At 59.2% G+C, this 26,479-nt stretch carries 24 protein-coding genes; 9 read left to right on the top strand and 15 right to left on the bottom strand.

Annotated features, from left to right (window positions below; genetic code table 11):
- Positions 1 to 178: 178 nt before the first annotated feature.
- Positions 179 to 454: a hypothetical protein gene (locus ABIE58_RS17035; RefSeq protein ID WP_354545906.1), complete on the top strand. Its 276-nt coding sequence runs from the start codon at positions 179 to 181 to the stop codon at positions 452 to 454.
- Positions 455 to 1,226: 772 nt separating this feature from the next.
- On the opposite strand, the gene ABIE58_RS17030 is transcribed toward ABIE58_RS17035, so the two are convergent.
- Positions 1,227 to 1,778 carry a Panacea domain-containing protein gene (locus ABIE58_RS17030; protein WP_354545905.1) on the bottom strand — a complete coding sequence of 184 codons (552 nt, stop codon included), beginning with the start codon at positions 1,776 to 1,778 and terminating at the stop codon, positions 1,227 to 1,229.
- Between the two features lie 561 nt (positions 1,779 to 2,339).
- Here ABIE58_RS17030 and ABIE58_RS17025 point away from each other — a divergent pair.
- Together ABIE58_RS17025 and ABIE58_RS17020 are read left to right on the top strand one after the other, a co-directional pair.
- Complete coding sequence (locus tag ABIE58_RS17025; protein WP_354545904.1) at positions 2,340 to 3,494, top strand: tyrosine-type recombinase/integrase; 1,155 nt, start codon at positions 2,340 to 2,342, stop codon at positions 3,492 to 3,494.
- Between the two features lie 102 nt (positions 3,495 to 3,596).
- Positions 3,597 to 3,818: a DNA-binding protein gene (locus ABIE58_RS17020; protein WP_354545903.1), complete on the top strand. Its 222-nt coding sequence runs from the start codon at positions 3,597 to 3,599 to the stop codon at positions 3,816 to 3,818.
- A 75-nt stretch (positions 3,819 to 3,893) separates the two neighbouring features.
- Here ABIE58_RS17020 and ABIE58_RS17015 read toward each other — a convergent pair whose 3' ends face one another.
- The gene (locus ABIE58_RS17015) at positions 3,894 to 4,292 is read right to left on the bottom strand and encodes a hypothetical protein (RefSeq protein WP_354545902.1); all 399 of its coding nucleotides are present in this window, start codon (positions 4,290 to 4,292) and stop codon (positions 3,894 to 3,896) included.
- Between the two features lie 11 nt (positions 4,293 to 4,303).
- Positions 4,304 to 4,954, bottom strand: a complete 651-nt coding sequence (locus ABIE58_RS17010) for a hypothetical protein (RefSeq protein WP_354545901.1) — start codon at positions 4,952 to 4,954, stop codon at positions 4,304 to 4,306.
- A gap of 167 nt (positions 4,955 to 5,121) precedes the next feature.
- On the opposite strand from ABIE58_RS17010, the gene ABIE58_RS17005 reads away from it, so the two are divergent.
- Positions 5,122 to 5,694, top strand: coding sequence for a tyrosine-type recombinase/integrase (locus ABIE58_RS17005; RefSeq protein ID WP_354545900.1), 573 nt, complete (start codon positions 5,122 to 5,124; stop codon positions 5,692 to 5,694).
- 211 nt (positions 5,695 to 5,905) lie between these two features.
- On the opposite strand, the gene ABIE58_RS17000 is transcribed toward ABIE58_RS17005, so the two are convergent.
- The 9 genes from ABIE58_RS17000 to ABIE58_RS16960 form a co-directional block, all read right to left on the bottom strand.
- Positions 5,906 to 6,559, bottom strand: coding sequence for a hypothetical protein (locus ABIE58_RS17000; protein WP_354545899.1), 654 nt, complete (start codon positions 6,557 to 6,559; stop codon positions 5,906 to 5,908).
- The gene (locus ABIE58_RS16995; RefSeq protein ID WP_354545898.1) at positions 6,560 to 7,555 is read right to left on the bottom strand and encodes a DUF4747 family protein; all 996 of its coding nucleotides are present in this window, start codon (positions 7,553 to 7,555) and stop codon (positions 6,560 to 6,562) included.
- Positions 7,556 to 7,575: 20 nt separating this feature from the next.
- Positions 7,576 to 8,289 carry a M48 family metallopeptidase gene (locus ABIE58_RS16990; protein ID WP_354545897.1) on the bottom strand — a complete coding sequence of 238 codons (714 nt, stop codon included), beginning with the start codon at positions 8,287 to 8,289 and terminating at the stop codon, positions 7,576 to 7,578.
- Positions 8,289 to 11,339: a type I restriction endonuclease subunit R gene (locus ABIE58_RS16985; protein ID WP_354545896.1), complete on the bottom strand. Its 3,051-nt coding sequence runs from the start codon at positions 11,337 to 11,339 to the stop codon at positions 8,289 to 8,291. Before ABIE58_RS16985 ends, ABIE58_RS16990 begins: the two co-directional genes overlap by 1 nt.
- Positions 11,336 to 12,541 carry a restriction endonuclease subunit S gene (locus ABIE58_RS16980; RefSeq protein WP_354545895.1) on the bottom strand — a complete coding sequence of 402 codons (1,206 nt, stop codon included), beginning with the start codon at positions 12,539 to 12,541 and terminating at the stop codon, positions 11,336 to 11,338. The genes ABIE58_RS16985 and ABIE58_RS16980 overlap by 4 nt, the downstream gene beginning before the upstream one ends.
- Positions 12,535 to 14,940 carry a type I restriction-modification system subunit M gene (locus tag ABIE58_RS16975; protein WP_354545894.1) on the bottom strand — a complete coding sequence of 802 codons (2,406 nt, stop codon included), beginning with the start codon at positions 14,938 to 14,940 and terminating at the stop codon, positions 12,535 to 12,537. The genes ABIE58_RS16980 and ABIE58_RS16975 overlap by 7 nt, the downstream gene beginning before the upstream one ends.
- The gene (locus ABIE58_RS16970; protein ID WP_354545893.1) at positions 14,930 to 15,124 is read right to left on the bottom strand and encodes a ribbon-helix-helix protein; all 195 of its coding nucleotides are present in this window, start codon (positions 15,122 to 15,124) and stop codon (positions 14,930 to 14,932) included. Before ABIE58_RS16970 ends, ABIE58_RS16975 begins: the two co-directional genes overlap by 11 nt.
- A gap of 147 nt (positions 15,125 to 15,271) precedes the next feature.
- Complete coding sequence (locus ABIE58_RS16965; RefSeq protein ID WP_354545892.1) at positions 15,272 to 15,844, bottom strand: recombinase family protein; 573 nt, start codon at positions 15,842 to 15,844, stop codon at positions 15,272 to 15,274.
- Between the two features lie 132 nt (positions 15,845 to 15,976).
- Positions 15,977 to 17,959: a type IV secretory system conjugative DNA transfer family protein gene (locus ABIE58_RS16960; RefSeq protein WP_354545891.1), complete on the bottom strand. Its 1,983-nt coding sequence runs from the start codon at positions 17,957 to 17,959 to the stop codon at positions 15,977 to 15,979.
- A gap of 538 nt (positions 17,960 to 18,497) precedes the next feature.
- Here ABIE58_RS16960 and ABIE58_RS16955 point away from each other — a divergent pair.
- The gene (locus tag ABIE58_RS16955) at positions 18,498 to 19,424 is read left to right on the top strand and encodes an ArdC family protein (RefSeq protein ID WP_354545890.1); all 927 of its coding nucleotides are present in this window, start codon (positions 18,498 to 18,500) and stop codon (positions 19,422 to 19,424) included.
- A gap of 178 nt (positions 19,425 to 19,602) precedes the next feature.
- On the opposite strand, the gene ABIE58_RS16950 is transcribed toward ABIE58_RS16955, so the two are convergent.
- Complete coding sequence (locus ABIE58_RS16950; RefSeq protein WP_354545907.1) at positions 19,603 to 20,580, bottom strand: thrombospondin type-1 domain-containing protein; 978 nt, start codon at positions 20,578 to 20,580, stop codon at positions 19,603 to 19,605.
- 15 nt (positions 20,581 to 20,595) lie between these two features.
- Here ABIE58_RS16950 and ABIE58_RS16945 point away from each other — a divergent pair, with 15 nt between their 5' ends.
- Positions 20,596 to 20,961 (top strand): hypothetical protein, encoded by a 366-nt coding sequence (locus ABIE58_RS16945; protein ID WP_354545908.1) that lies wholly within the window; start codon positions 20,596 to 20,598, stop codon positions 20,959 to 20,961.
- A gap of 616 nt (positions 20,962 to 21,577) precedes the next feature.
- Here the strand turns inward: ABIE58_RS16945 and ABIE58_RS16940 are convergent.
- A complete protein-coding gene (locus ABIE58_RS16940) occupies positions 21,578 to 22,615 on the bottom strand; it encodes a DUF4214 domain-containing protein (protein WP_354545889.1) in 1,038 nt (345 codons plus the stop codon).
- A 501-nt stretch (positions 22,616 to 23,116) separates the two neighbouring features.
- Here ABIE58_RS16940 and ABIE58_RS16935 point away from each other — a divergent pair.
- The 3 genes from ABIE58_RS16935 (at position 23,117) to ABIE58_RS16925 (ending at position 25,588) form a co-directional block, all read left to right on the top strand.
- Positions 23,117 to 23,488: a DUF2958 domain-containing protein gene (locus ABIE58_RS16935; protein ID WP_354545888.1), complete on the top strand. Its 372-nt coding sequence runs from the start codon at positions 23,117 to 23,119 to the stop codon at positions 23,486 to 23,488.
- Positions 23,489 to 23,532: 44 nt separating this feature from the next.
- The gene (locus ABIE58_RS16930; protein ID WP_354545887.1) at positions 23,533 to 25,350 is read left to right on the top strand and encodes a ParB/RepB/Spo0J family partition protein; all 1,818 of its coding nucleotides are present in this window, start codon (positions 23,533 to 23,535) and stop codon (positions 25,348 to 25,350) included.
- Positions 25,351 to 25,414: 64 nt separating this feature from the next.
- Positions 25,415 to 25,588, top strand: coding sequence for a hypothetical protein (locus ABIE58_RS16925; protein WP_354545886.1), 174 nt, complete (start codon positions 25,415 to 25,417; stop codon positions 25,586 to 25,588).
- Positions 25,589 to 25,640: 52 nt separating this feature from the next.
- On the opposite strand, the gene ABIE58_RS16920 is transcribed toward ABIE58_RS16925, so the two are convergent.
- Positions 25,641 to 25,985 (bottom strand): hypothetical protein, encoded by a 345-nt coding sequence (locus tag ABIE58_RS16920; RefSeq protein ID WP_354545885.1) that lies wholly within the window; start codon positions 25,983 to 25,985, stop codon positions 25,641 to 25,643.
- Between the last annotated feature and the right edge of the window lie 494 nt (positions 25,986 to 26,479).

Raw genomic sequence — 26,479 nt, 5'->3', positions numbered from 1 at the left:
AACCCATGACCCTTGACCTCGCCGCCTGAGCAGGCCAAAATCACACCGTTCGGAGAGCGCCGCCGCAGAATTTCAACCAGATTCGAGACACGACCAACCGATTTTCGAAGCGGAACTCCCGCTCCGACCCGCCCTGTTTCTTGATGTCGACCGAACTTATGCGTCAGGAACGATTGCGATGCGAGTCAGCTCGCAGGACTTCGAAGAGTATAAGGAAGTCTACAAGGATTTATCCGAAGTTCTTAACCGGCAGTTGGTTTTGGTGGCGGGGATCAATAACTTAGTCAAACGCGGTGACCATAACGCATTCGCAAAAGGTGTTCACGTTACGAAGAGCGGGAAGGATCTTGCGCCATCCACTCTCAGTAAGTACGCGGATGTGTCTCTTGGAAACAAAATGCTGGATTTGGATGATCCATGGCATGTGATTAATTCGGATGCGCTTGATAACTAACTTCGAAACGCCATAGCTCACAACAAGATTAACTACGAAGATGTCTTACAGACAATAACGTACTACCCTAAACTAGAAGGCATGGCGCGGGAAAAGAAATGCCAAATTCAATTATTGGACTACATGTGGCGAATGCTCGTTCTCTTCCGAGAGGTCCATCGTCTACATCATTTGGTGAAGTGTCTGAACTATGCCACCCTTATCGAACCTTCAGCAAGCTTGATAAAGCGGACCTAGTTTTTGATTTCATTCGGTCCGAAACTCTACTGATGACAGCCATCCAAGCCAATGTCCGTTTTGACGAAGTTGCATTGCTGCATTAGCAAACACGTTCAGAGTGCGCTCAGGGCCGACCTCGCCTGCCGTTAAATAGACCTGGGCAGCACTTGCAGTCTCAACACCCGTGATATTTCCTCACGTTTGGAGGAGTGTCTGGCGAAACGCAAATGCCCTGTTCGATACGCTGAAACACCGCCTCTGCAAGGTCGGGTTTCGGAAACAAGAACTTTATTTCTAACCCCTTGTCGATTTGCGAGGCTCTGAAAATCTTAGCATTGGCATAGAACACATACGACAGGTGCAATACGCTTTTATGGTCGCCCGTGTCCAAGAGACAGGTATCGTCGCAGCCGTCGAAGAAGCTGGAAATTGGCACAAGTAGGTTGAGGCCCAAGGCGCATGTGTCGTTACAAACTACCTGCAGGTGCATTATATCGGGGTTGTGTCGAGGCCCGGATGGCATGAGAAAGGTTCCGCGCCGGAACGCCATGTTTTAAAGCGAAGCCAGAAACGAGGTCGCCCGGTTGAGGCTTTCCAGTTCGCGCGCGCGCTCAATAGGCTTGTCTAAGCCGACTGCCGTCATCATGCGGTCCAAGGGAATCTGTCGCGATGATCCGTTCGGGTCTTCCCACTCGGCAATGTTTTTGTGAGTCCACTCCGCAAGATCAAAGCGGTCCATGTGCCCAAATTCTTCCCAGACTTTTTGCAGGATGCCGATTTCCCGCTCGCTCAACTCGTCCAGAGAATCGGTTGTCACCTCCACGCTTGCCAAGCCAACGTCATTGTCGGCACGGTCCCGCAAGAACTGCGACCATCCACCATCGTCACGGTAAAACCCATTTAGATAGTCAAGCGTCAAGGAATTGACTGGCCCATGGGGCATGGAAACGCGGCCTTCATCTTGAATGGGATGCCCGCGCAGCCGAACGCTTTCCCGGTCGGCCAAATACACCAGTTTCACCACCTTAAGCACGTTGATAGCTCCACCTTCTTTCATAGTGAAAAAGGCAATCGTTTGCGCAGCTTTTCGTGGATCGTATGGCATTTTTAATGGGTCCCTTGTACCTAGAGTATGGGTGTTCTCAACACATTGAACAAGTTGTCATTACAAATCGTGAATGACGTGTTGTTTTTCGAGCAATGCTGCGCCGTGCATGAACGGCCGATTTGGCGGACCGCACTGCGGCTCTCACCCCACTGGTGAAAGGCAGGTTAGGGCCGTTTCTGCCGTTCTGAGTCGCGCTGGTTTGTTCGGCGTGACGTTTGGGCGTTTATCTTTGCGCTGTGGTGTAGCACCGGCGTAGCACCGCGCGGGATGGGGTGGATGCAAGGAGCGCCCTATTGGGCGTTACTGTGTTGATTTTGTGTGTTTATTTTGGTTGCGGGAGTAGGATTTGAACCTACGACCTTCAGGTTATGAGCCAAGCGAAAACCCATATTTGGCACAATCGATCAACACTCTCCAACTTATTATAAACTGATATATCGTGATTTTTCTGCTTGGCTCGCTTGGTCATTGTTGAAGGTTTTTGGTTTTCAGTGTGCCAAGAATGTGCCAAAAGAGAGCTTGGCACACCCCTCCCCCTCGCTTCGCACAGGCACGATCATGGCGACCATCCAAAAGCGCAACGGCAAGAACGGTCCGAGCTATCGGGTCATGGTCCGCATGAAGGGCTTCCCGCCCCAGACCCGCACATTCAAGCGGCTGACCGACGCCAAGCAGTGGGCGCAGGATACCGAGAGCGGCATCCGCAAGGGCGAGTTCAAGAACGTCGTCCGCACGGCCGGCAGCAAGACGCTCCAGGACGTGATCGACCGCTTCCGCAAGGAGGTGTTCATCCATCGCGCCGAGAGCACCAAACGGGCGGAAGGCTCGTTCCTGAACTTCTGGGAGCGGGAGCTGGGGGAATACGCCCTCGCCTATATCACGCCCGACTTGGTGAGCGAAAAGATGAACGCCCTTGCCGCCGCCGGCGACAGCCGCCGGAAGCCCGACGACGAGAACGGCAAGCCGAAGAAGGCACGCCGCCCCAAGAGCCCGAAGACGCTGAAGCACTATCGCGACGAGCTCGCGCTGCTGTTCAAGTACGCAATCCAATGGGGCTGGACAGCCACCAGCCCGCTCGATGGGGTGAACAAGATCACCAAGATTCGGAACGAGCGGACCCGCTATCTGGACGATGACGAGCGGGCGGCGCTGCTCAATGCCTGTCAGGAGAGCGACAACCCGCAGCTCTATCCCGTGGTGTTGCTGGCGATCAGCACGGGCGCGCGCCGCAGCGAGATACTCGGCCTCACGCTCGACGACGTGAACCTGAAACGCGAAACGGCGATCCTGCGCAACACCAAGAACGGCGACACGCGCGCCGCCCACATCGTGCCGCAGATCGCCCCAGCCATCCGCGATCAGATCGCCTATGCCAAGGGGCTCTACAAGGAGCTGCCCGAGCCGCCGGAGACCAAGTGGTTGTTCCCGCGTCGGGACGGCCAGGGGCCGATCGACATCCGCAAGGCTTGGGAGAACGCACGCAACGCCGCCGGCCTGAAGGACTTCCGCTTCCATGACCTGCGGCACAGCACGGCCAGCTACCTCGCCATGAACGGCGCCAGTCTTGTGGAGATTGCCGAAGTGCTGGGGCACCGGACGCTTCAGATGGTGCGGCGCTATGCGCACCTGTCCGAGAGCCACGTCAAGGACGTGGTCGGCCGGATGAATACCCGTTACCTCGGGCCGAGCGAAGGCGATCAGCCGGACGCCTGACGCACCTCAGCATCGCCGGAAATTGAGATTCCCGCCGTTTCCGCGTAGTTTCGACCTGTTCCTGCTCTTTTTGACGTCAATCGACGACGGAGGGCTCAGCCCTTGATCGATTACAAGGAGCTGCGAACGGTCAAGCAGCTTGCGGCGGAAGCGCCGTTCGTGACCGAGAGCAAGCTGCGCTGGTGGATCTTCCATGCCGAGACGAACGGCATGGCACCGGCGCTGATCAAAATCGGCGGTCGTGTCTATATCGACCGTTCCGAGTTCAACAAATGGCTCGAAGGCCAGCGTATGGCGCCGAAGTCCCAGAACCAGGCTGCCTGACACCGACCAAACTCAAAGCCCCGCCAACCGGCGGGGCTCTTTTTCAATCAATCTGAAAATGGTGCTTATCCTGCTTCAGAAAGTCACGTCCTTGCTACAATCGCGTTCAGTAGTCGCGCAGGCTTCGATCTTAACGCTGGTGATTTCAGCGTTCTCCGGGCATTCACCCTTGAAGTAGAGTTCTTCCGTATAGCTCTGACCGATCACGATCCGGTCGGTTTTCTGCCGCCCCTTCTCGGTCGAAAAGCTATTGGCGTAGCCGTCATAGACCGGGAGATCGTTCACGGTGAGCGTGGCCACGAGCGTTTCGATTGGCTCATCAAGCTCGTTCGTCGCGACGATTTTCATGTAACAGATGTCCCACGTCGTGTCGCGCTCCAAGATTTCGGCCACTTCGAGCTTCACGGACTTGTCTTTGAAGCACCCCGCCACGCTCAGCGGCAGCAAGGCGCCAACCACAAGATTGCGGATCACCGTCGCCCCCCTCATTGCGCTTCGATCCGCGTGAGCTCGAAGTCGATTGAAGGCGAATTCGAGTCCGACCGGCGCGGTCGCTGCACGAACTTCACGGCTGCACCCACCTCCGGCGACATGTAGGAGACCATCTCCCGCCACTTCGTGCGGCAGACCACCTTGTAGGTGTCATACGTGCCGGCGTGCGTGGTGACACGCGCCTGCCCTTCGACCTCACAGGTGCGATCCGCAGTCCAGTCGTTCCCGCCGGCGGTGTGGCCCGTACCCTCGTAGGAGACCGTCTTTCCGACTTCCAGCGGCCAGATATCGCCCGACGTGTTCGTGACGGTCGTGGTGCCGCTGCTGTTGCAGTTCTCCCAGCTCACCTCGGGACCAAAGTTGAGACCGATACCGGCATCCATCGTCCAGGTGCAGCCATCGGTATCGCGCTGCCACGTATAGCGGCCGCCGTCGACGGCGATCAGCGTGTTCCGAACCTGCTCGCCGTTCCGAATGCCGTGGAACACGGTTCCCTCGGCATAGGGCGCCGGCTCCGCCATCGGCGCGAGCGGCTCGGCGACCGCCATTTCATCGACCTGCGTCGTCTGGCACGCCGCCAGCGCGAGGCCCGCGAATGCGAGGCCTGCCGCCCCGCGGATGGCTGCATTGTAGGCTTTCTTCATGGTCAGACTCCCCGTGCAGTTGTGTTGCACGCCAGCCACAGGGCGACATGCGAAGTCAGTGACAGAATGCAGGAAATTGTCACTGGGAGAGTCTCCGTGCGGTACGATTCTCACAATAGAATCAAAGCGTAAGGAGGACAGCAGCCTTCGAGAGCATCGGAAACCCCATGGCCAACTGGAGCCTCTATGACGACGCCGGCCACCGCAAATACCTCAGCATCAAGGAACGCACCGCCTTCATCCACGCAGCCCGCAAGGAGCCTTCGGAGGTTGCCGCGCTTTGCCTGACCGTAGCCTATACCGGCTGCCGTCTCTCGGAGGCGCTGAATCTCACCCGCGACCGGGTCGATCTGGTCGAACAGGTAGTGATCCTGGAGACGCTCAAGAAGCGCCGGCACGGGGTGTACCGGGCCGTTCCGATCCCCTCGGCCATGTCACGTCGGCTCAGCAATCTGCTGCGCAAACTGCCGCCGGATCAGGAGCTTCTCTGGCCGTGGTGCCGGATGACCGGCTATCGGCGGATCAAGGCGGTGATGGAACGGGGCAGCATCGAAGGTCCGTACGCCAGCCCGAAAGGACTGCGGCACGCCTTCGCCATCGCCGCCCTGGAAAAGAGCGTGCCCCTCAATCTGGTGCAGAAATGGTTGGGGCATTCGGACATTGCCACGACCGCCATCTACGGTAACGCGGTCGGATTGGAGGAACGGGAAATCGCACGGAGGATGTGGGGGAGAGACTGAGAAATAATCATCACGTACTTGTGAGTTGCCGCTGTTACACTATCCTGCATTTCGGAACACAAAGTAGCACTTGCCTCGGAGAGGGAAAAGATAAGATGCTGCGGTTATCATCTCTCAACTGAAAGAAACACAAGAAATTCGACCGCACTGGCCGTGAACAACCAGAGGAAATTGAAGCGCCTGACGATCAGATATTCGGCAATCAGGGACGCTAAGAATTATCGTCCTGCTTCGCATCCTGGTCCTCCATCTCCGCCTCGATCACAATCGTTACCAGCACCGCCTGATACATGTTCCATATAAATGATTTCAGGAGCATGAACAGGAATACGAGCCATCCGGCGAACACAGCAAAGCCAAGGCTCCCACCAAGAACAACGAACCGCGCGTCAAGTTCGGCGAGCGCGCTCAAGGCGCCGGAGAGCGGGCCACCGTTGAAAAGCGTCACCTTTACCAGAACGCAGGCCATAAGAAAGAACAAATAGTGAATAAAAACAAACAGAAAATTGAAGAATATGAACTGAAGTCGTGAGATATCGCCCTTTGTATGATTGAGCTGCGCCAGTAGGATGAAAACACTCGGCTTTGTAATGCTCGCAAATATCGCAAACCCCGCAATCAGGAAGCCGAGAATCGCCGTCGTAAACGTAAAGCCGATGTCGGCGATCTGCCTGATCCCTGTGATCAGTGACGAATATGGCGCGACAGGCAGACCGTACCAGGCGTTTGCCGCAAGACCGGCGGCGGCAAGACCAAACACAATCCAGGCAATACGGGCGTTTGAGCGGGCTGTAGCGACCTTTCGTGCCTTCAAATAGACTTGGAAGAGGCTCTTCTCGCTGGTTATACGATCCTTCCAGTCCATCTAAAGCAGCCTTGTTAGCTGTCTGATCCTGTCCACCGTGCGCTCGACAGCGGGCGCGCGCACAGTGCCGGATCGCGTGAGCCCCTCATAGATGCCGTAAAGCCTGTCGATCAGGCCACGGCGAGTCGCTGGTATGTTCTCAACCGGCGCAGAAACCTGAAATTCGTCGTTGTTGCCCGAGAGGGCATTGCCTGCCTGATCCACCCCGGAGAGCTTGACTTCCTGATTTCCGGTAGCTGTGGCTGCGCTCACCGCGTCAATCGAGGCCTCGATATCCAGCCCTTCGCTGTTCGCGGTGGTCAGCTTGGTCCGATCGGAATTGAGTTCCTGACCAAGGCTGCGCACTTGCCCAAGAATTTCGCCGGCATCGATATCATCGTTGGGCAGGACCAGCCGGAAGTCGATCTGTTTGAGGGTTTTATACCGGCGCACAAACTGGGCCACATCCTCGGCGCCCGTCAGCGCGATCACCTCTAGCGTGGGCACGGGATGGGTTTCGTAGAGAGCTTTCTTCGTAACCTTCTGCTCCGTTTTCTTCATCTCGTTATAGAGTTCGTCGATATACTCCTTATGACGGCGGCGAAGGAACTGCTCGGCAGTGGTCTTAAATGATCCAAGATCAGGGGCGTGCGGCGTTTCCGGAAAATAGATAAGGCGATGATTGTTCAAGATCAGCACAAAGAAGATCGAGGGCGCGGAGCGCATGTGCTGCTCATCTTTGATGAGGCCCTGCTTCGCGTCAAAAATCTGGTGGCGCGTCAGTTCGGTATCCTTGATGAATCGGCCCGCAAGACCCAGCACCGGCGCCGTGTCATCACCGGAAAGCTCGACGATCTCGACCTCGTAAAAATGATAATGTGTGCGCTGGCCGTAACTCCTGACATAAGTGTCCCGCGTGAAGGCCGGAATCACGACTTCCTCGGCATAGTCGAGAAGAACCTTCTCGTCGCCAAATCGGCAGATGAAATTGGCGAAAGTTGCATTATGTTGCTTCAATTCCCCCTCCTTTGTTGAATCTACTCTCCCGAAACGGGACCTAGAGGCAAATCGTTCAGGTGTTTTCTTACATGCTGCCAGTTTGGCATATGCTGATCGAGCAGCGCCGCGAAATCACCTCCGTGATGCGGAACAATGAAATGCGCCATCTCATGCAGGATGACGTAGTCCAGACACTCAGGGTCCTTCTTGGCAAGTTCGAGGTTCAGACGGATCGTGCGACGGCACGGACTACTGCCGCCCCACTTGGTTTTCATGCGCTGGATGTAGAAGCGCTCGACCTCAACGCCCAACCGGTCCTGCCATTTGACGATCAGATCAGACGCGGCGGCACGCAGCTCTTCCCTGTACCAGCTATCGAGCACAGCCTGCCGCTTTTCGGTGCCGGCGCCTTCGGGGACGCCGAGCTCAATGTGGCGATGGTCGATGGCGACATAGCTGCGCGGCACATCCTCGACGATGCGCAGCAGATATCGGCGTCCCCACAGATAGTGACTTTCGCGCTCTATGTATTCGCGCGGCGTCTCCCGGTCCTGGGCGCGTTGCCGGCGCTGCTGCCGTTTGATCCAGCCGAGCCGGGAGATGGCGAACAGACGGATGGTCTCCAGCGTCATGCTGCGCGGTGCGGCAATCCGCACGCGACCGGTCGGCGGGTGCACGCTGAGATGGACGTTCTTGATGTCCTTCAGCACCACATCGACCGATATGTCTCCCAAACGCAGCTCGCGGACCATCAGTACTCTTTCTGTGCCCTGATGATCAGGAAAATGCGCTCAACCTCGTCCTTGTCGCCCAGCTCCTGATAGAGCGCCTTCTTAACGACGCGCTCCTTGGGCTCGTTGCCGCGCCAGCCATCGGGCGCATTTTTCTTCACAGCGGCATCAAGGCGCAGCGCCAGCTCTTCATCATTTTCGAGATTGTTGTAGAGCGCGCGCTTGCCCGGCGTGTCGAGCTTCTCAGGCGTGTCTTCCGCCGTGCCGGCGTCAACTCGCTTCACCAGGTCAGCAATCTGCTTGAGATATTCCTCGTACTGGAGGGCCTTCTCGCGCCGGTTCCTGATGATCTCATCCAGCAACGCCGAAATTCGGTCGTAGAATGCCGGATCGTTCAGGTGTTCCTTGATGATCTTGCTGCGCACATTGTTCTCGATCGTCTCGGCAATGGCTTCCTTATTGCCTTTCATGCTGCCGAGCTTCTGGGCGATCGCGTCCGCGATCCCGGTCTTCACGATCAGATCGAGCAGGCTGACATTGTCGAATGGCGAGATTTTGCGGGCTTCATCGGCCTCGATATAGGTGTCGATGAGGTGGCGCATGTCCGCCTCATAGGCCTTCAGATCGAGCGTCTCCCCACTGGCGTTACGGATGATCTCACGAATGGCGAGGAAGTGATCAAGCCGGCCTTTGATGCGTTTGATATCGGCCTGGCTGTAACCGGCCTCGTCCATGTCATCGGCGATGTTGGCATAAGCACGGGCGAAGGCGGCGACCGCTTTGTAAAGCATGGCCCGCTGCGGCTCGCGCTCTTCGAGGTCTGACGGGATTTCGGTGTTGCCGCAGAAATAATGGATATAGTCGAGCTCGCCCTTTGGCGGATCCACCGGCTCGCATAATACTTCGAGGGCTTCGAGTGCGTCGTCCAGACGCTCCCTGCCTTTGGTCAGCCGATCCTGGAGCAGGACATCCGGCGATGGCCCCGGCGCGCTGTCGTCGAGCTCGGAGGAATAGACTGCGATGGCGTTCTCGACCTTTTTGAAGAGGTCCTTGTAGTCGACAATGTAGCCGAATTCCTTGTCCTCACCGTCCAGTCGGTTGGTCCGGCAAATCGCCTGAAACAGGCCGTGATCCTGCATTGATTTGTCGATGTAAAGGTAGGTGCAGGGCGGCGCATCAAAGCCGGTCAACAACTTGTCGACGACAATCAGCAGCTTCATGTTTGCCGGCTGCTTGGTGAACAGGTCCTTGGCGTCGTCCTCGTAGGTTTCCGTCTTCGACTTACCCGCGCGCGGCGTCACCTCCTTCAGAAGCTCGGTGTAGGTGTTGTAGATGAACTGCCTATCGGTTTCGGAATTGGCCCCAATTTCCTCTTTCGTCACGTCCTGCGTGTTCGGATTGTAGGAGGTCACCAGCGCGCACTTACCCTTGAGCGGCGTCTTGTTGAACAACTCGAAATACCGGCATGCCTCATAGATGCTGGAGGCGACAAGGATCGCGTTGCCGCGCTCGCTCGACATGCGCGGCTTGACGCTGAAATCGAACAGGATGTCGCTGACGACCCGGTTCATGCGCGATTTGGAACTGAGCACGCTTTGCATCGTGCCCCACTTCTTGCGCAACTCGTCCTTCTGCCAGTCGTTCAGGCCCTTCGTCTTGGCGTCGAACCATGCCTCGATCTTTTCCTCCGAACCGAGCCGCTGGTCGATGTCGCGGGCCTCATAGACCAGGTCGAGCACCACCTCGTCCTCGACCGCCTCGCTGAATTTGTAGGTATGGATGTAGCCCCCGAAGACCTCCATGCTGGTCTTCCGGTCCTTCTTCAGAAGCGGTGTGCCGGTAAAGCCGATGAACACGGCATTCGGCATCATCGCCTTCATCGCCCGATGCAGCTTGCCACTCTGGGTGCGGTGACATTCGTCGATGAAGACGAACACCTCACCAACCGTAGAGCTCGGCTGCCCCTCCATATCCTTGATCCAGGCGTCGAAGTCCTCGACCTCGCGCTTGCCGAACTTATGGATCAGCGAACACAGCAGCCGCGGCGTCGCCTCGCCCAGCTTGCCCAGCAGGTCACGGCCGCTTTTGGCGCGCTCGATCGGCTCGCCGACCCCGGCGAACACGCCTTCGATCTGCTTGTCGAGCTCGTCGCGATCGGTGATGACGGCGACGCGGGCGTTTGGGTTGTTCTCCAGAATCCACTTGGCGAGCAGCACCATGACGATGCTCTTGCCCGAGCCCTGAGTGTGCCAAATGATCCCGCCCTCGCGGCGCTTCACATGGTCCTGCGCCACCTTGATCCCGAAATACTGATGCGGCCGCGGCAGCTTCTTCACACCGGCATCGAACAGGACGAAGTCCTTCATCAACTCGATCAGCCGGTCCTTCCGGCAGAGCTTTGTCAGGTACTTGTCGAGCTTGTAGCCTTCATCCTCTTCCTCATCCTCCTTCCATTTCAGGAAATACTTCTCCGGCGTGCCAATCGTGCCGTACTGAAGCCCCTCGGTATCGTTGCCGGCGAAAACGAACTGCACGGTCGGAAAGAACCAGGCGTTAAACTCCGGCCGCTGGTTCGAAAGGTTTTGCCGGATACCGTCACCGATGCTCACCCGGCTGTTCTTTAGCTCCAGCACGCCGACGGCGATACCGTTCACATAGAGCACGATGTCCGGCCGGCGCTCATGCCCGCCGGTGAGCGTCACCTCTTCGGCAATCGCGAAGTCATTGGCGTCCGGATCATCCCAGTCGATCAGGTGTACGGTCTCGGCTGGCTTGCCGGCCTCGGTCTTCACAGCCACGCCATAACGCAGCAACCCATAGACCGCTTCGTTGTTGGCATAGAGGCTGCGGTTTGTATTCGTCGCCTCACGCTGGAGCCGCTGAAGCGCACCACTGATCTGCGCAGGCGTATAGCCACGCCCTTCCAGCCACATGGTCAGGTACTTCTCTTCGATGTTGCTGTTGCCCGGCCGGTCAGTCCAGTCGCCCAGGAAGTCGTAGCCAAGCTCATCGCGAAACAACTCGATCACACGCCGCTGGGTCGCCTTCTCCGGTTTCAGCACATCGCTCATACCAGCCGCACCCTCCCGGTCAGCAATTCCTGCATCATTCCCTGCTTGATCTGGCGGGCTTTGTCCAACCGAGTGTGAAGCGCTTCAATCTCCGCGTCCATTTCCCCAAGGACGCGCCCAATTTCTTCTTGCTCGTCAAGCGCTGGAACGGGGAGTTCAATTTCTGAAACTGAGGACCAGTCAGAGCGAGGCATGTGAGTCCCGTACCCCTGACTGGCTACTTCAATGAAATGATCAGTTTGAACAACCTGATACAAATAGGAACTGGTTGTCATGTCCTCGGCAGGAGCCAAGACCCAAAACTCGGTCGAGCAAACACCGGAGCGGTCTGCACGCCAGTATTTCCGCAAGTAAGCCCGTAGCTTCCCAAAGAGAACATCACCTTTTTCGAACACCGCCTTCAAAGAAGCGTTTTCGCGTGCCTCTGACCACCCTTCTAAACGACCGGTCCCCTTTGAAATATGCTCAAGTTCGACGCAGAAGGGCTGCCATCCCGCAGTCGCTGGGTTTATCCGTCGTTTACGAGGAACCGCAATCTCCCCAAATTTACGTTTGGAGACCTCACCACTGAATCCCGGGAGTCGGCGGCGGCCGGAGAGCAGCTCCTGCATCGCGCCCTGTTTGATGAGGCGCTTTTTTTCAATGAGTTGTTCGAGTGCGACAATTAGCCCGTCGGCTTCCTGCAGAGCTTCAACAATCGCATCTTGTTCGCGACGAGGCGGCAAGGGTATGGCCATCCTCGCGATCATTTCACGACGAACTGAATCCACGGATGATTTCGCGGTCATCTGCATTATTCGGTCGTAAAATCTTGAAGAAAAGACAAGATAGAAAAAGTATCCAGAAATTCTGTCTACGAAATCTGACATCACGTAGACGCGCTGATGGACGTCAAATTTTCCATCGATATAGTGAAATATCTTTCCTGTTCCGACGCCATCTCCTGCTGTCAGAACAGCCTCTTTTTCAAAGGAGTAGCTATTTATCCGCTCAACGTTCTGAGAGCGAACAAAGAACGGATAAACGCCTCCTTTTACACGGTCCTGGGTGTTTCGGCTGCCGGTAGTGATCGTGGCAATATCTTCGATATATACGGCTTCCCAATCTGCCGGAATAAGGCCAGCTTCCGACTCCCTAAATCGACCAGTCTCCTGCTGGCCCCCGGTCTGATCGGGTGCTGAGATTGCTAAGCCCATCACCATGCAAACCCCATCCGCTCAAGGTGCTGATTGACCTTCGTCTCAAGATTGGCAACGCGCTCGGTGATCTCAGGCAAACGGAACTCGTAGCGCTCCGCCAAGACAAGCACGCGCTCGGCCAGCGCGTGACTGATGCGATCCATTTCGTCCTCGATCATGGCCTGAACGGCGCTGAGCCATTTGTCGTCGACGGTAAGCGCCTTGATCTCTTCGACGGTCAGTTCGGGAAATTTCGCGTAGGCGGCCTTGTCGAGCGCAGACTCGGTCTCCTTGATCCGCTTCTTCAGATCGCTCTCGGTGTTGGTCAGTTTCAGCCACGCCTTCAACGCGGCTTCTTCTTCGGCGGCATCAGCGTCGCCCTTTATCTCTTTCAAGCGCACATTGACGTTGCCCTTGTTGACCTTTTCTAAATCGGCGAAAGCGCCGTCCTCGCCGCCCTGCTCTTCCTCCAGCTCTGTCTTTTCGGCCTCAACGGTTTCGAGCTCGGCCGTTAGTTGATCGATCTGAGCCTGTTCGCCAGCAAAGAAGCGCGCGACAACATATTCCTTTGGCACGAGATCGCAGGCCCAGCCCTTGTCCTTCTGCTTGCCGTTCTTGCCTTCCTCGATGATGCGGTAGGTTTCGGCCTTCCAGCCGTCGGCCGCGAGCAGGTAGCAGTCGTCCTGCATCGTCTCCGACCAGTAATCCATCAGGTGCTGATAGATGTCGTACTTATCGACCAGCGGCTTGCCGGTGTAGTGAGCGAGCAGGTCCTCTGAGATGTCGAAGATCACCTGCTTCGGATCACAGCCGGCGTCGAGGCCTTTGAGATACGAGGCTGTGCGCTCACGCCATTGATCGTAATGCGCGCGCATCTTTTCTCGGAAGGCGACGAACTCCGGATGCTCGAAAATCGTCGGACGGACATCGCTCTTGTCTATCTTGAGCTCGAAGTAGCCGGGTCGGCATTCACGGAGCAGAACCTGCTTCATCGTGGGATAGACATCCCAGTAGGGTTGCAGGGCATCGATGTCGGCGGCGGGGATGCCGCCGCGCAGGTGCCCTTCGATATCCTGCCGGTCCTCTTCCTTCTGGCTGTCAATGTAGCGCGGCAGATTGAGGTTGAATTCGTTCTTCTCGATCTCTTCGAATGGCACCATCCGGGCATAACCGGGGATATCGTTGCCCTTCCAGAAGGTATCGACGATCCGATGGATGTCCTGCGAGCGCAGACGGTTCTTCGGCCCGTCCTTCATGAAGCCTTGGCTGGCGTCGATCATGAAGATGCCCTTGCGGGCCTGGGCGTCCTCCTTGTCCATGACGACAATGCAGGCCGGGATACCGGTGCCGTAAAACAAATTGGCCGGGAGGCCGATGATCGCCTTGATATAGCCCTTCCGGACGAGCTTGCGGCGAATCTCCGCCTCGGCGTTGCCGCGAAACAGGACACCGTGCGGTAGGATGCACGCGCCCTTGCCGGCGCTCTTCAGAGAGCGGACGATGTGAAGCAGGTAGGCGTAGTCGCCCTGCTTGGCGGGCGGCACGCCATAAGCCTTGAAACGGTCATACGGGTCGTTTTCGGGATCAAGGCCTGTGGTCCATCGCTTATCGCTGAACGGAGGATTGGCCACGACGTAGTCGAAGGTCTTTAGCGCCTCGCCATCCAGAAACCTGGGATCGGCGAGCGAGTTGCCCTGCCGGATTTCCGCGGTCGGATAGTCGTGCAGGATCATGTTCATGCGGGCGAGGCCGCTGGTGGCCGCATCCTTCTCCTGCCCGTAGAGCGTGACCGACGTGCCGGCCTGGTCACCGACTTTCAAGAGCAGCGAGCCGGAGCCGCAAGTCGGGTCGTAGACCGTCGTCCGCGAGCTGGTGGCCGCGTCCTTAATGCCGAGCATCTGCGCCATGACACGGCTGACCTCGGCCGGTGTATAGAACTGGCCCTTGCTCTTCCCGCTCTCGGTAGCGAAGTGGCGCATGAGGTACTCATACGCATCGCCGAGGATGTCATCGCCATCGGCACGGTTGCCCTTGAAGTCGAGCGACGGGCTCTCGAACACCGCTATCAGATTCGTAAGTCGGTCGACCTTCTCCTTGCCATCGCCCAGCTTCACTGAGTCGTTGAAATCCGGGAAATCCGCCTGGGAGAGCTGCTGGTTGGACGCGGCAAGCGGTGCGACGATCTTCTTGTTGATCTGATCGCCGATATCCGGCTTGCCCTTCAGCGCCACCATATCGACGAAGCTCGCCCCGTCTGGCACGGTAATCGGTGCATAGGGCTCACCAGCGTACTTGTCGCTGATATACTTGATGAAGAGCAGCGACAGCACATAGTCCTTGTACTGGCTCGCATCCATGCCGCCGCGGAGCGCATCGCAGCTCGCCCACAATGAGCGGTATATCTCGGATTTCTTAATCGCCATTCGGCCCCCTCAATTCGTTTTTGTGCGAACGCGTCTGCTCGGAGAGTGAATCATGCTCGCGCACATACTCGCGCATGAACTCGCGAAGCACCTGAGCGGCCGGCTTGTCCTGTTGACGGCACGCCTCCAGAAATTGCTCACGCAGCTCGCGCTGAACCCTGATTCGCAGACCAACGTCTTTCATCAGCGCAGTGTAGCCAACGGATACACATTAAGATAGCAGTTTCTCAGCTTGACACCGAAAGCGCTCACTTACGGTCTTTCGGGCATGGCAGCATCAAGCCCTCAGGCCGCCGCGCCCGTCCCGCCAACCCCGCGCAAACCTCCCGGATCACGAGTCATCAGCCACTACGCCTGATCTCACCACCCGGCTGATTGTCGCCGGATGCACGTCGAAGACCCGCGCCATCTGACTGGCGGTGCGGCGTCCCGAGCGGACGGCGTCGACGGCTTCACGCTGCTGTTCCGCGGTCAGCTTCGGCCGACGGCCGCCTACCCTGCCTTCCTTGCGAGCGCGTTCAAGGCCGGCCCGTGTCCGCTCGCGAATCATCTCGCGTTCGAACTCCGCGAACGAGCCGAGCATCTGCATGAGCATCCGGCCGCCGGGTGACGTTGTGTCGATCGACTCCGTCAGGGACCGGAAGCCGGCGCCGGCCGCATCGAGCTTCTCCATGATGAACAGGAGATCCCGTAGAGAGCGAGACAGTCGATCCAGCTTCCAGACGACCACCACGTCACCTGACCGGAGATAGTCCAGAAGCTTTTGGAGCTCCGGCCGATCCCATCGGCCGCCGGAGGCGGCTTCCTGATAGATCGTCTCACATCCCGCCTCCCGAAGGGCGGTCACCTGAGCCGTGGTGTTCTGATCGTCCGATTTGGAGACACGCGCATATCCAATAAGCACTCAAAAATACTTTCATAAACCAATTGCAATTCAAATACGATCTGCAACCAGTTTACGCAAAATTCGAGGCTGCGGAAATGCGAACATCGTGCAACGCAGCATTTTTGATAGTAGAAACGGTCGTTATTTCAGTCAGTCCAGCCGAGGCGGCTTGGGTAGTCCGTCCTCCGTTAATTCGTACTCCGAAACAGCTTCGCGCTCGGGCTCGGCCGTCTGATCGTTCCGCTCCACATCCTCATCTCTACTGGGCACCGATTCCGTTTCGGCCGATTCCGACGGCTCCGGCACCTGCTTGCGCATGGCCGCATTCTGCATCTGGAGCTCTTCGAGCGTCAGACCGTCCACGGGCCAAGGCTCCTTCTCCCGCGCCGGTTTATCGCCCAGGTGCGCCTTGGCAGTGGCCACCATCTTCTTGGCGCTCTCGCTCTCGTCCCAGAATATCGGCATGCGCGCCCGGATCGGTTTGTGCCCCTGAAACCGCAGAATCACATCATCGCGGAAGGCATCGCCCATCAGTTCATGCGGTGCAGCGAGAGGCGCCCGATTTCCCCAGAGATCGGGATGTTCGCCGAGGAGTTCGGAGATGTACCGCGATGTTCCGAGATCGTTCGGCCGGAAGTACATCTGCGCCTTGGAATTGGCGATCAGCGTCTCCCAGCGGGGATAGACGTTTCTGAACTGGGACAGGTCCTGCGCCACGAGCCACAGGCGGATATTCGCACCGCGGGCGATCGACACCGCATCCTCGACGATCCGCATGTAGCCGAGCTGCGGCAGCTCATCGAACAGAAACAGGAACGGCCACTGCCCCTCCGGCATGAATGAGGCTCGGCCGTTTCGCGCCTCCCGTTCCACATGCCGCCGATGCGCCATCACACCTTGCAGCATCATGCCGAGCACCACGCGCAGGACCGAGCGGTAGACACTAATCTGTTCCGGCGGCACTACCACGAACACCGTATGGGCATCCCCGGTGATCGCCGTGTTGTCGTCGTCCAGCCAGAATCCGGGCTTGTCCTCCACACCTTCCGCATGCAGCCACCAGCGCATGTGGTCGTCGCCGGCGATCGTATGCGGATGAAGGCCATGGCTGGTGCCGCGGGTTGCCCGCATCACCTTCCCCGAGCGCCAGATTTCGAGTTGCGTGCGCAGCGTGTGCGTAATCGAGGTGCGCATGTTCTCGTGTTGATCCAGAAGAGACGCACCCAGCTCGCGCAGCCGCTCTTCGTCGCTATCCTGGAGTTTCTCGATAAGGGCGTTCTGCCGGTCCCCATCGAGATAGAGAAGGCGCGTCACCTCCCGGATATTCCGCTGCCGCGCGGGATAGGTGTGGTAGACGTAGAAGATCAGCGCGGTCACCAAATCCTTCGCGGTATTGTCCCAGAACGGCTCCTTCCCCATCGGCTCGATCATCAGCTCGGCAAGCTGGCGACCGTTATCCCAGATCACGTCCGCATCCTCGCCGGGTAGCGGCGTGAGCATGTCCATCGGATTGAAGCAGTCCGTATCCGGATCCTCCGGCGCGAACTTGAAGACCTTGCCGTACCAGTCGCGCCGCCAAGCGGTTTTCCGGTAAAGCTCGCCCTTCGGGTCGAAAACGACCGTTGGCCCCTGGTAGTGATAGAGGTTGCGGATGATGAAGCCCTGGCCCTTGCCGGAGCCGGTCGGGGCCACGGTCAGCAAATGGCCGTCTCCATCGAACGCAATTCCGCTATATTTTTGCTGCCCGTTCGTGAGCTCCGTCGGAATCGGGAATTTGCCCAACTCCAGCAAATCCATGCGGTCTTCGCCGCGACGCCAGCACATGGGCGTTTGCTGATAGCCGTCGAACGTCATCCAGGCTTCGGACTTGCCCAGTTCCTTGATACGCGCCTGCCACTCGGCATCCAGCTTTGGCAGGATGACGTTCTGAAGCACCCGCTCCAGCTCGTTCCGGTCTCGCTCGATAATCTTCTGACGCAGGAGCATCTTCGAGGCCCGGTCCACCGGCATGTCGAAGATCAGGTCCAACAAGGCCCGCATCGGCGCTTCCAGCCCCCGGCGGAAGTTCTCATACTCTTCTGCCTCTTGCCGCTTCTTCCTGCCGCCGCCCCCGAACAACTTGCCGAACACCATGCGCTCCCTCCCGTCCATACTCCCTGAATCACACGTTTTCGCCCGAAAATAGCGTCCCAAATCCCGTCTGGCCAATCACTGCGCCGTTAGCACCACTCGGGAGAGGGTGGTCACAGCGCGGCGGCGGGGTGGCTCATTGGTTGGGCGAGAGCACTGCTGCGGATTTGAGGGCATCTACCGACGGTGCCCTCGGATGGGCCGGCGTCTGCTCGGTCACTTCTGGCTGGCGCCGGTGCCTTCGGCATCCTGGTCGGGCATCGCAATCCCTTCCGGCTTCAGCAGCACGACCGGCGGGCCTTCCTCATGTGTGGCGTGCCTGGCAGGGGCGCCGTACCCGGCAACGGGGCTGCGGGACTTTCTTCCCCGCGAGGCTTCGCCTGCTTCCTCGCGCGCGCTTCGCTCCAAGAAAGACCCGCTTCCCCGTCGTCCGCTTCGCTCCCGCCCTTCGGGTGCCGCGCCCGGCTTCGCCCCTGCCTTTCCGGCAGCCATCGGAAGGCCGCGGCGGTCGCGGCCTCGCAAAACGGAAAGGAGCGAAGCCATGACGACCAAGAGCAAAAAGCCCGACGTCTACACCCAAGTGACCAACAACATCATCGCCGCCATCGAGGCCGGCGCCGGCAACTGGCAGATGCCCTGGCACCGCAGCGGCGAGGGCCTCAACCGCCCCACCAACATCGACACATCCAACGCCTATCGCGGCGTGAACGTGGTCTCCCTCTGGGCCGCCGGCTATGCCAAGGGCTTCAGCACCGGGATCTGGGGCACGTATCGCCAGTGGCAGAAGAACGGCTGCCAGGTGCGCAAGGGCGAGAAAGCCAGCCTAGTGGTGTTCTACAAGGAGATCGAGATTGCCGACGACGAACTCGAAAACGAAGACGGCAACTGGCAGACCGACAACAAGCGCCTCATTGCCAAGGCCTCCTGGGTCTTCAATGCGGACCAGGTGGACGGCTACGCGCCCGAGCCCCTGCCGGCACCCGAGAACCCGGTCGAGCCCATCGACGCCGCGGAAGCCTTCGTTCAGGCGACCGGGGCCACCGTGAAGCACGGGGGCGAGCGGGCTTTCTACCGTCCCGCCGACGATATCATCCAGATGCCTGAGCGCGAGCGCTTCCTTGGCACCGAGACGAGCACGCCGACCGAAGCCTACTACGGTACGCTGCTGCACGAGTTGACCCACTGGACGGGCGCCAAGAAGCGCTGCGACCGGGAATTCGGCAAGCGCTTCGGCGATCAGGCCTACGCCATGGAAGAGCTCGTGGCCGAGCTTGGGGCGGCCTTCCTCTGCGCCGATCTGGGCATCAGCGTCACGCCCCGCCAGGATCACGCCGCCTACATCGACAACTGGCTGTCCGTCCTCAAGGCGGACAAGAAGGCCATCTTCACCGCCGCCTCCAAGGCGGCGCAGGCCAGCGATTACCTCGCTGGCCTTCAGGACCGTGGAAACACTGAGGCCGCCGCATAGGCGGCCTCACACGTTGACGGATCAGACCGCGCCGCACACCCTGCTAAAGGCCTTGCGCCTCTTCGGAGTTCCTCATGTGCCGGCGCACCTCTTCGATGGACATGCCATTATCGATTTGCCCCTGCCAGAACTTGCCACCGGATGCATCCGCAGGCAACTGAGCAAGGCGGACTCAATATTATTTACAGTTAACTATCTTAGCTGGGTCATTCCAGTCACACGCATTGCCGCCGCCGCAAGGTTGAGTGTTACAGGACTGAGTAGTTGTCCATGTCGAGCCGCAGCCATCAGACCAATAGACCGTTTGCGTGCCGCCACCGCATGAAGCTGAGCAGCTTCCAGTCGATGTGATCTGATCCGAAGGCGTACAGCAAGACTGGGTGTTACAAGACTGACTCGACGCCGGCTGGCTGCTGGAACTGCACCCGCTATTGCAAGATTGCGTCGACGACGGCTGGCTGCCGGAACAGCTTTCCGAGCAGGACTGGCTCCCTGCTGGCTTGCCGCCGCCGCAATAACTGCCCGACACGCTGGCGCCGTCCTGATCCCGTCGGCAGTAGACTGTCCGCGTCTGCGTGCCGGACGTACCCTCGCAGGTCACGCTACGAGCCTGTGTGCCGCCACTACAGTAAACTGATCGGCTCTGGGTACCCCCACCGCAAGACACCGAGCACGACCCCCAGGAACCGGTCTGCCACGACGCACCCTGACAGGACCCCCAAGACCCCGTATTCCAGTACGGTGAGGCCGAACAGGTGCTCCAGCCACCTGTGATCCAGGTATAAGTGCAGCCAGAGTTATTCGTACAGGATTGGCTGCTGGCTGGCTTGGTGCCCTGGCAGAAGCTATCGTCCACCTGCGTGGAGCCGAGACGACATTCCACCGTCCGGGTCTGTGTCCCGGCACCATAGGCGTCGGTGCACGAGTTGCTGCACGCGCTCCAGGATGACGTGTACCAGCCCGTCGGCGCGAAATGCCGCCAATTGCTGCCGTCGCAGTATTGTGGGAAGCCGACGCTGCCTTTGTAGCGGATCAGACCCTCGGACGCCCCGTTGCAGGTCGACGCGTCGCCGATCTGAACCGAGCCGGTGGCAACGGTATCGCCGTCAGCGTCAACGGTGAGCGGTGTGAGACAACCCGTCGTCGCCTCGGCCAACGCGTGGTTCGGACCATGAATGCGACCGGCATCACCGCACGCCTCGGCTCCGAAGATCGACGTCTCCAAATCATCGAGGCGGGTGTCCTGATCGCTGTTGATCGATTGAATCTGGTCGATATGGGCAGCGTTTTTGCTCGCTTGCCCACCAGTGCGACCCTGTCCCGACACGGCAAAGAGTTTATCCTGAGCCTCAACAGGTTCCCACACAACCGCCGCGCCGCCGAGTGCCGTCAGCACCAGGAACGCCAGCCACAAGCGCACCCTCACCAATCGACCCTCCAGGAAGTCCCGTCACAATATTCAGGCGCGCCGCCCGATGGTGGCATGCGAAACGCGCCGGCCCGCGTCGGGTCACATGTGTTACCGGTCCCGATCTGAAGCCCGCCCGTCAGCAACACACGGCCATCGGCCCCGATGGTCAGGGCCGTAATGCAGCCATTCCCGTCAGAAAGCACATGACCCGGTCCCCACAGGCGGCCGGCATCACCGCAGGCGGCGAAGGCAGCATCTTTCTGATCCACCACGTCCAACCGCGCGGTCTGCTCCGTATCGCGGCTGCTCTCTATCGCCAACTGATTGGCGTGCACTTGACTGGTGCTACGTTCAGGCGTCGCTGTCACCCGCCCTTGGGCAACAGCAGACGATGCGAAAAATACGCCCCCCAAGGCCAGAAACCCTAATACAACCAATGAATATCGCATTGTTGAAACCTAATTTTTGTTTAATTCTAACATCTTATGTAGTCCGGCACTAGGAATTATGTCAGCTATGCTGACGCATACACTTTCTCGTGACCATCTTCAGGCGCCGCAGCCATCACTTTATCGCCCCCAATGCGGACGCATGCTTGCGACTTTGTGGGGAGAGCGATGTTCCATGACCCGCAGCTGTGACCAACCGATATGCCCGGCCCAGAAAGAGCACCGGGGCCGCCTTCCTAGGCGGCCCCGATCGGCTTCGTTGGACTTGGGCTTTGATGGAGGATACGGAGCTCTTACTTGCCCTGTGCCTCGGGTGAGTTGGCAATTTGCTGGCGAACTTCGTCGGCCGTCAGCTCGCCGCTCGTGATCTTGCCTTTCCAGAATTCCGCGCCGGCCGCGTCCGCTTCGCGTCCGAGAACATCGCTATAGATCTGGTCAATCGCGTTCTGGGCACCCTCGTTAGAGCGCTGGAAGTAACCGGTCAATTCATTGGCGTTGACATTGCCCGATTTCACTTGTCCTTCCCAGAACGCCGCGCCTTTGGTGTCCGCCGCGCGCCCGAGTACCTCACGATAGGTCTGTTTTACCGCATTCTGTGTTCCGCCAACGTTGCAATTTGTTCCCGCAGCACAGCCCTGAAGCCGGTTATCGATCTTGTACGCTTTTGCGAACTCGTTACGTTGTTGAATGTCAGCAAATGTCTCCTGACGTCCGAGCGCCTCATTCGATCCGGCAATGTTTTTGGCTACCATATTCTCTGCTGCTGTCGGCGAATAGCCTTGGCTCATGAGCTTGTCATAGTAATCCTGATAAAACATCGCGCCTCCTTTATCCGGCACACGACCGAGTTCATTCTTGTAAACCCGGCAAATCGCAGGAGAGGCCGTGCACACTTCTGCGCTGGCTGTTTTGGTTGGCGCTTTGCTTGCTGAAGGCGTCTTAGACGCTACAATAGGCGGCTTCGCTGCATCAGGAAGCTGCACGCTTCTGCAGATAACCGAACCGTCGTCATCATATCCGATGGAGAAGGTATTCGCGCCGCTACAGGTCGAGCTTGTCATGCGCCCAACGATCCCCTCGATCTTTGACAGGCGATTTTCCAGATCGGCGATATCCGCCTCGATGCTGTCCGCGCGCGATCTAAGCGTTGAAATCTGACCGTCAACGACATTTGCCCGTACATCCATTTGATTGGTCAGTGTCGAGAACTGGCTTGCCCCCTTCACACCCGTGGCCGTCTTGGCAGTCTGCGCTGCGGCGATGACCGGCAGCGTCAGAAGCACCGCCAGACACGTCGTCATTCTGAATAATACTTTGATATCCTTGCCCATCGTCCTTTTACTCCAATTCATTGGATTCAAAGGTTTATGGGCCGGCACACAAATTCATCTAACGACATGGCTGATTTGCTGTAATCGACGTCGTAGGGGAAAGCCTTCCCCTGCCTGCAACCGCCTGCGGCGTTTTTCCGGTCACCCCATCTGCGGGGGCCAACCCCCGCAACGCCCCCGAGGCAAGCGGTCGGCCTTGCAGGCCGTCATCTGATGTGAGCGCGCGCGTGCCGCGCGCTTGAACCCTTCTGTCCAGCTTATGCCGGCCGTAACGGGCTTGACCAAGGTGGCCGTCCGGCCCCGCCCGCTCCATTCGCTACGCTCCCGTGTTGGGCCGGACTGACGCCCCAAGGGGCGGCCACCTTGTCGCCCGCCACTGAGCCGGCGCTCGCCACGTCTCTCACTCTGTCGCTTTTATTCGGGTCGCTCGCCGCTGGGCAGGGGTTCAGGCGCGGGGCTTTGCCCTGTGGCCGACTGAACCACTGAACGAAAGGCAAGACCATGAAATTACTGACCCAAGACCAGCGGCAAAAGCTGCTCGCCAACGGGCAAGCCAACGCCGAGCAGCTGGCAAATCCAGACAGCGACGGGGAAGCGCACGACTTCTTTCCCGTGGTGAAGCTGTTCAACCCGTGTGGGGGCGCGACCTGGCTCCTGACGGAGCTCGACCCGGAAGAACCCGACATCGCCTTCGGGCTGTGCGACCTCGGCATGGGCTGTCCCGAACTCGGCAGCGTGCGTCTGTCCGAACTGGCCAGCGTCAAGCTGATGGGCGGGGCGCTCGGCATCGAGCGCGACCGCCATTTCACCGCCGACAAGCCGCTCTCCGCCTATGCCGCCGAGGCTCAAGCCTGCGGCCGCATCAAGGCGTGAGCGGCTCCCGTAACGAAATCCAGAAATCACGAAAGGACGAAATCATGACCATCGAGACCATCACCCTTGACCAGCTGAACCCGCCCAAGGCCAACCCGCGCAGCCGCATGGACGCGACCGCCCTTGAGGGGCTGGCCGCCTCCATCAAGACCGACGGGCTTTTGCAGAACCTTGTCGTGCGCCCGCGCAAGGGCAAAGGCTACGACATCGTCTCCGGCGAGCGGCGCTATCGCGCGCTCCGGCTTCTGGCCGAGCGCGGCGACATCCAAGCCGACCATCCTGTGCCCGTGGACATCCGCAAGCGGCTGTCCGCTGCCGACACCCTGAGGCTGGCCACCATCGAGAATATCCAGCGCGAGCAGTTGCCGCCTATGGACGAGGCCGAGGCCTTCGCCAGCCTTCTGGCGGACGGGGCCAGCCTTGAGGACGTGGCCGCGAAAGCGGGCGTGTCGCCTCTGACCGTCAAGCGGCGCGTGGCGTTGGCCTCCCTCTGTGACGAGGTGAAAGCCTTGGTGCGGGAAGGCGACGTGCCCCTTGGTGTGGCCGAGGCGCTGACGCTCGGCACCCATGACCAGCAACGCGCCGTCATCGAGCGGCTGGAACAGGGCTGGCATTACGACGCTGATGACATCCGCCACATCCTGACGGGCGAGAAGCCGTCCGTGGCGCTCGCCATCTTTCCGCTCGACCGCTACGAGGGCACCTACACCGCCGACCTGTTCGCGGACGATGCCAGCACCTTCTTCGACGACATGGAGCAGTTCTATCGACTGCAATCCGAGGCCGTCGAGCAACTGGCCGACACCCACCGCCGGATGGCGGCCTTCGTCGAGGTGGTGCACGAGTCTTACGTGCCGTGGTGGCAGTACCGCGAGGCCGAGGACGGCGAGCCGGGCGGCGTGGTCATCCAGTTCGCCCCATCGGGACGGGTTCAAACCCGCGAGGGGCTGGTCAGGCGCGAGGTACGCCCAAGCGTGGCCGAGGACACCAAGGAGGCTCCCGCCGCGCCGAAGCCCAAGCCCGAGTATTCCGGCCCCGTCATCCGCATGGTGAGCGCCCACAAGAGCCTTGCCGTGATCGACGCGCTTCTCGCCAATCCCCGTAAGGCGAAGGAGGTGGCCGTCACCGGCATGATGCAGGGCTATGACTGGACGGGGCGCGTCCATCTCGACCCGCACCCGGCGCTCGCCTACTTCGCGGAAGCCGAGGTGCAACCCACCAGCTACAGCGCCATCGCGCGGGAAGCCGAAGAAACCGCGCAGGCACTCGGCATCGAGGCCGACAACTCCCCCTATGCCGCGCCGACGCGCGGGGCATGGGAGCAGCTATTGCGCAGCCGCAAGGAGCCGCTCGCCCTCTATGAGGCCGTGCAGGGCTTGACCGATGCGGAACTGGAGCAGCTGCACCTCCTACTGACCGCGCTCACCTTCGGGCAGGGCGACATGGACACGCTGGACACGGGCGACAGCCTGTTCAACCGCATCGCCACTGACCTTGAGGTGGACATGCGCAATCACTGGCGACCCGATGCGGAGTTCCTGTCCCGCCGCCGCAAGGATCAGCTGGAGACCATCGCCAAGGAAAGCGGCGCGGAAAAGCGCATCGGGCGCGCCAAGGACTATTCCAAGAAAGGCATGGTCGCGGCGTTGGTACGACACTTCGAGCGCACCAAGGATATGGGCGACGACGCAGCGGAAGAGGACCGCAAAGGGCGCGACTGGCTGCCCGGTGCCATGCACTTCCCCGCCGTGACCGGAGAGGACGCGGGGGCGGCAATCCCGCCCGAGACGGACGCCGAGGCCGGTGCCGATGCGGAGGCCGACCCGGGCGCATCCGCCGAGGCCGCCGAGGACGCGGCCTGACCGAGCGGCGGCGCGGCATTGGCCGCGCCGCCACTTTCTTTATCCGAACACGGAGGACACGAACATGGGCACCATCCTCGGCGCGATCATCGTCATCGCCCTCATGGCCATCGTCACCAACATGACCGGCAACCCCGACGACACCCTCTGGGTGCTGCTGGGCGTTCCCGTCGCCATCCCGCTGGGCTTCGCCGCGCTCGTGACAATCGTGCGGTTGTTCAAGGGACCGAGGCGATAAATCCTTTGCCAATCAAGAAAAAACCCTCCCGCCGAAGCGGGAGGGTTTGTCGCTAACAGCAGCTGCCTGAGTCGGTTATCCAGCGAGTGATCTGTTCCACACTCAGCCTGAATAACAATCCATGTGCCGCCTCTGCTCCATAGGGTACAGAATCTCTTAGAAGTTTGGCGACAACAGTTTCGCCTTCGACCGAAAGCACTTGGATTCTGCACGATTGATCCGCAGAGCCACCGTCGTAGATATGGTGCGCGTGTTCGGCATCATCGGATACACCTATGAGATCATCTTTTATCCAAAAAAACTCACCAACCTGAATGATGTCATTTTTCTTAATTTGTGGACGAGCGGGCACCGAACCCTCGACATAAGCCCGCAGCACGTCAAGCGCCGCAAGCACGTCGTCCTTTGAAGGTTGTTTAGACATAGGGTTTCTTCACCTGCACGCGCAAGCACACAGGGCCTATTTCAGGGAAAGCTGAAAAAAGGGAAGAAATATATGCCGATGGTATGGGAACAGTGTGAGGCGTATTCAATGCCTTCATCGTCACCGGCCGAAAACCCGCCGACCGGAGCGCGGCAGAGTTGCCGTCGCTAGCCACGCTTGCTTTGGGCTAATCGCTGCGGTCGTCCGGTCGTTCGAAGGGCCAAGGCCGCGAATGCAGGTGGCTCTCGCTGCCGAATGAAAGGGCGCCGCCATCTTGCTGGGCGTTACCACCTTCCGGCGCGCCTCATCGGCTCCCGCCCGCCATCACGCGGAAGTCCGGGGCTTTTTCATGCCGCCTGACATATCGGCCAGCCCCGCTTGGCCTGAGGCCCGATTGTCAGATGCCGTCGCAGCCGCCGTCTTGTGGACATATCCTGCAGTTGCCGCGTCCCCTTTCAGTCGCGAGC

This window comes from Roseovarius sp. MBR-78, from assembly GCF_040547535.1.
In the GTDB taxonomy this organism is placed as follows: Bacteria; Pseudomonadota; Alphaproteobacteria; order Rhodobacterales; family Rhodobacteraceae; genus Roseovarius.
The sequence above is the reverse complement of the archived record's forward strand: the minus strand, read 5'-3'. Positions and strand labels throughout refer to the sequence as shown.

Coding starts and splice junctions, on each gene's coding strand:
- ABIE58_RS16975 (WP_354545894.1), bottom strand. CDS start 14,940: ATGGCGATTAAGAAATCCGAGATATACCGCTCATTGTGGGCGAGCTGC.
- ABIE58_RS17000 (WP_354545899.1), bottom strand. CDS start 6,559: ATGGACTGGAAGGATCGTATAACCAGCGAGAAGAGCCTCTTCCAAGTC.
- ABIE58_RS16935 (WP_354545888.1), top strand. CDS start 23,117: ATGAAATTACTGACCCAAGACCAGCGGCAAAAGCTGCTCGCCAACGGG.
- ABIE58_RS16940 (WP_354545889.1), bottom strand. CDS start 22,615: ATGGGCAAGGATATCAAAGTATTATTCAGAATGACGACGTGTCTGGCG.
- ABIE58_RS16955 (WP_354545890.1), top strand. CDS start 18,498: ATGACGACCAAGAGCAAAAAGCCCGACGTCTACACCCAAGTGACCAAC.
- ABIE58_RS17030 (WP_354545905.1), bottom strand. CDS start 1,778: ATGCCATACGATCCACGAAAAGCTGCGCAAACGATTGCCTTTTTCACT.
- ABIE58_RS17025 (WP_354545904.1), top strand. CDS start 2,340: ATGGCGACCATCCAAAAGCGCAACGGCAAGAACGGTCCGAGCTATCGG.
- ABIE58_RS16945 (WP_354545908.1), top strand. CDS start 20,596: ATGAATGCGACCGGCATCACCGCACGCCTCGGCTCCGAAGATCGACGT.
- ABIE58_RS17035 (WP_354545906.1), top strand. CDS start 179: ATGCGAGTCAGCTCGCAGGACTTCGAAGAGTATAAGGAAGTCTACAAG.
- ABIE58_RS17005 (WP_354545900.1), top strand. CDS start 5,122: ATGGCCAACTGGAGCCTCTATGACGACGCCGGCCACCGCAAATACCTC.
- ABIE58_RS16960 (WP_354545891.1), bottom strand. CDS start 17,959: ATGGTGTTCGGCAAGTTGTTCGGGGGCGGCGGCAGGAAGAAGCGGCAA.
- ABIE58_RS16970 (WP_354545893.1), bottom strand. CDS start 15,124: ATGAAAGACGTTGGTCTGCGAATCAGGGTTCAGCGCGAGCTGCGTGAG.
- ABIE58_RS16990 (WP_354545897.1), bottom strand. CDS start 8,289: ATGGTCCGCGAGCTGCGTTTGGGAGACATATCGGTCGATGTGGTGCTG.
- ABIE58_RS17010 (WP_354545901.1), bottom strand. CDS start 4,954: ATGAAGAAAGCCTACAATGCAGCCATCCGCGGGGCGGCAGGCCTCGCA.
- ABIE58_RS16980 (WP_354545895.1), bottom strand. CDS start 12,541: ATGGTGATGGGCTTAGCAATCTCAGCACCCGATCAGACCGGGGGCCAG.
- ABIE58_RS16925 (WP_354545886.1), top strand. CDS start 25,415: ATGGGCACCATCCTCGGCGCGATCATCGTCATCGCCCTCATGGCCATC.
- ABIE58_RS16985 (WP_354545896.1), bottom strand. CDS start 11,339: ATGAGCGATGTGCTGAAACCGGAGAAGGCGACCCAGCGGCGTGTGATC.
- ABIE58_RS16930 (WP_354545887.1), top strand. CDS start 23,533: ATGACCATCGAGACCATCACCCTTGACCAGCTGAACCCGCCCAAGGCC.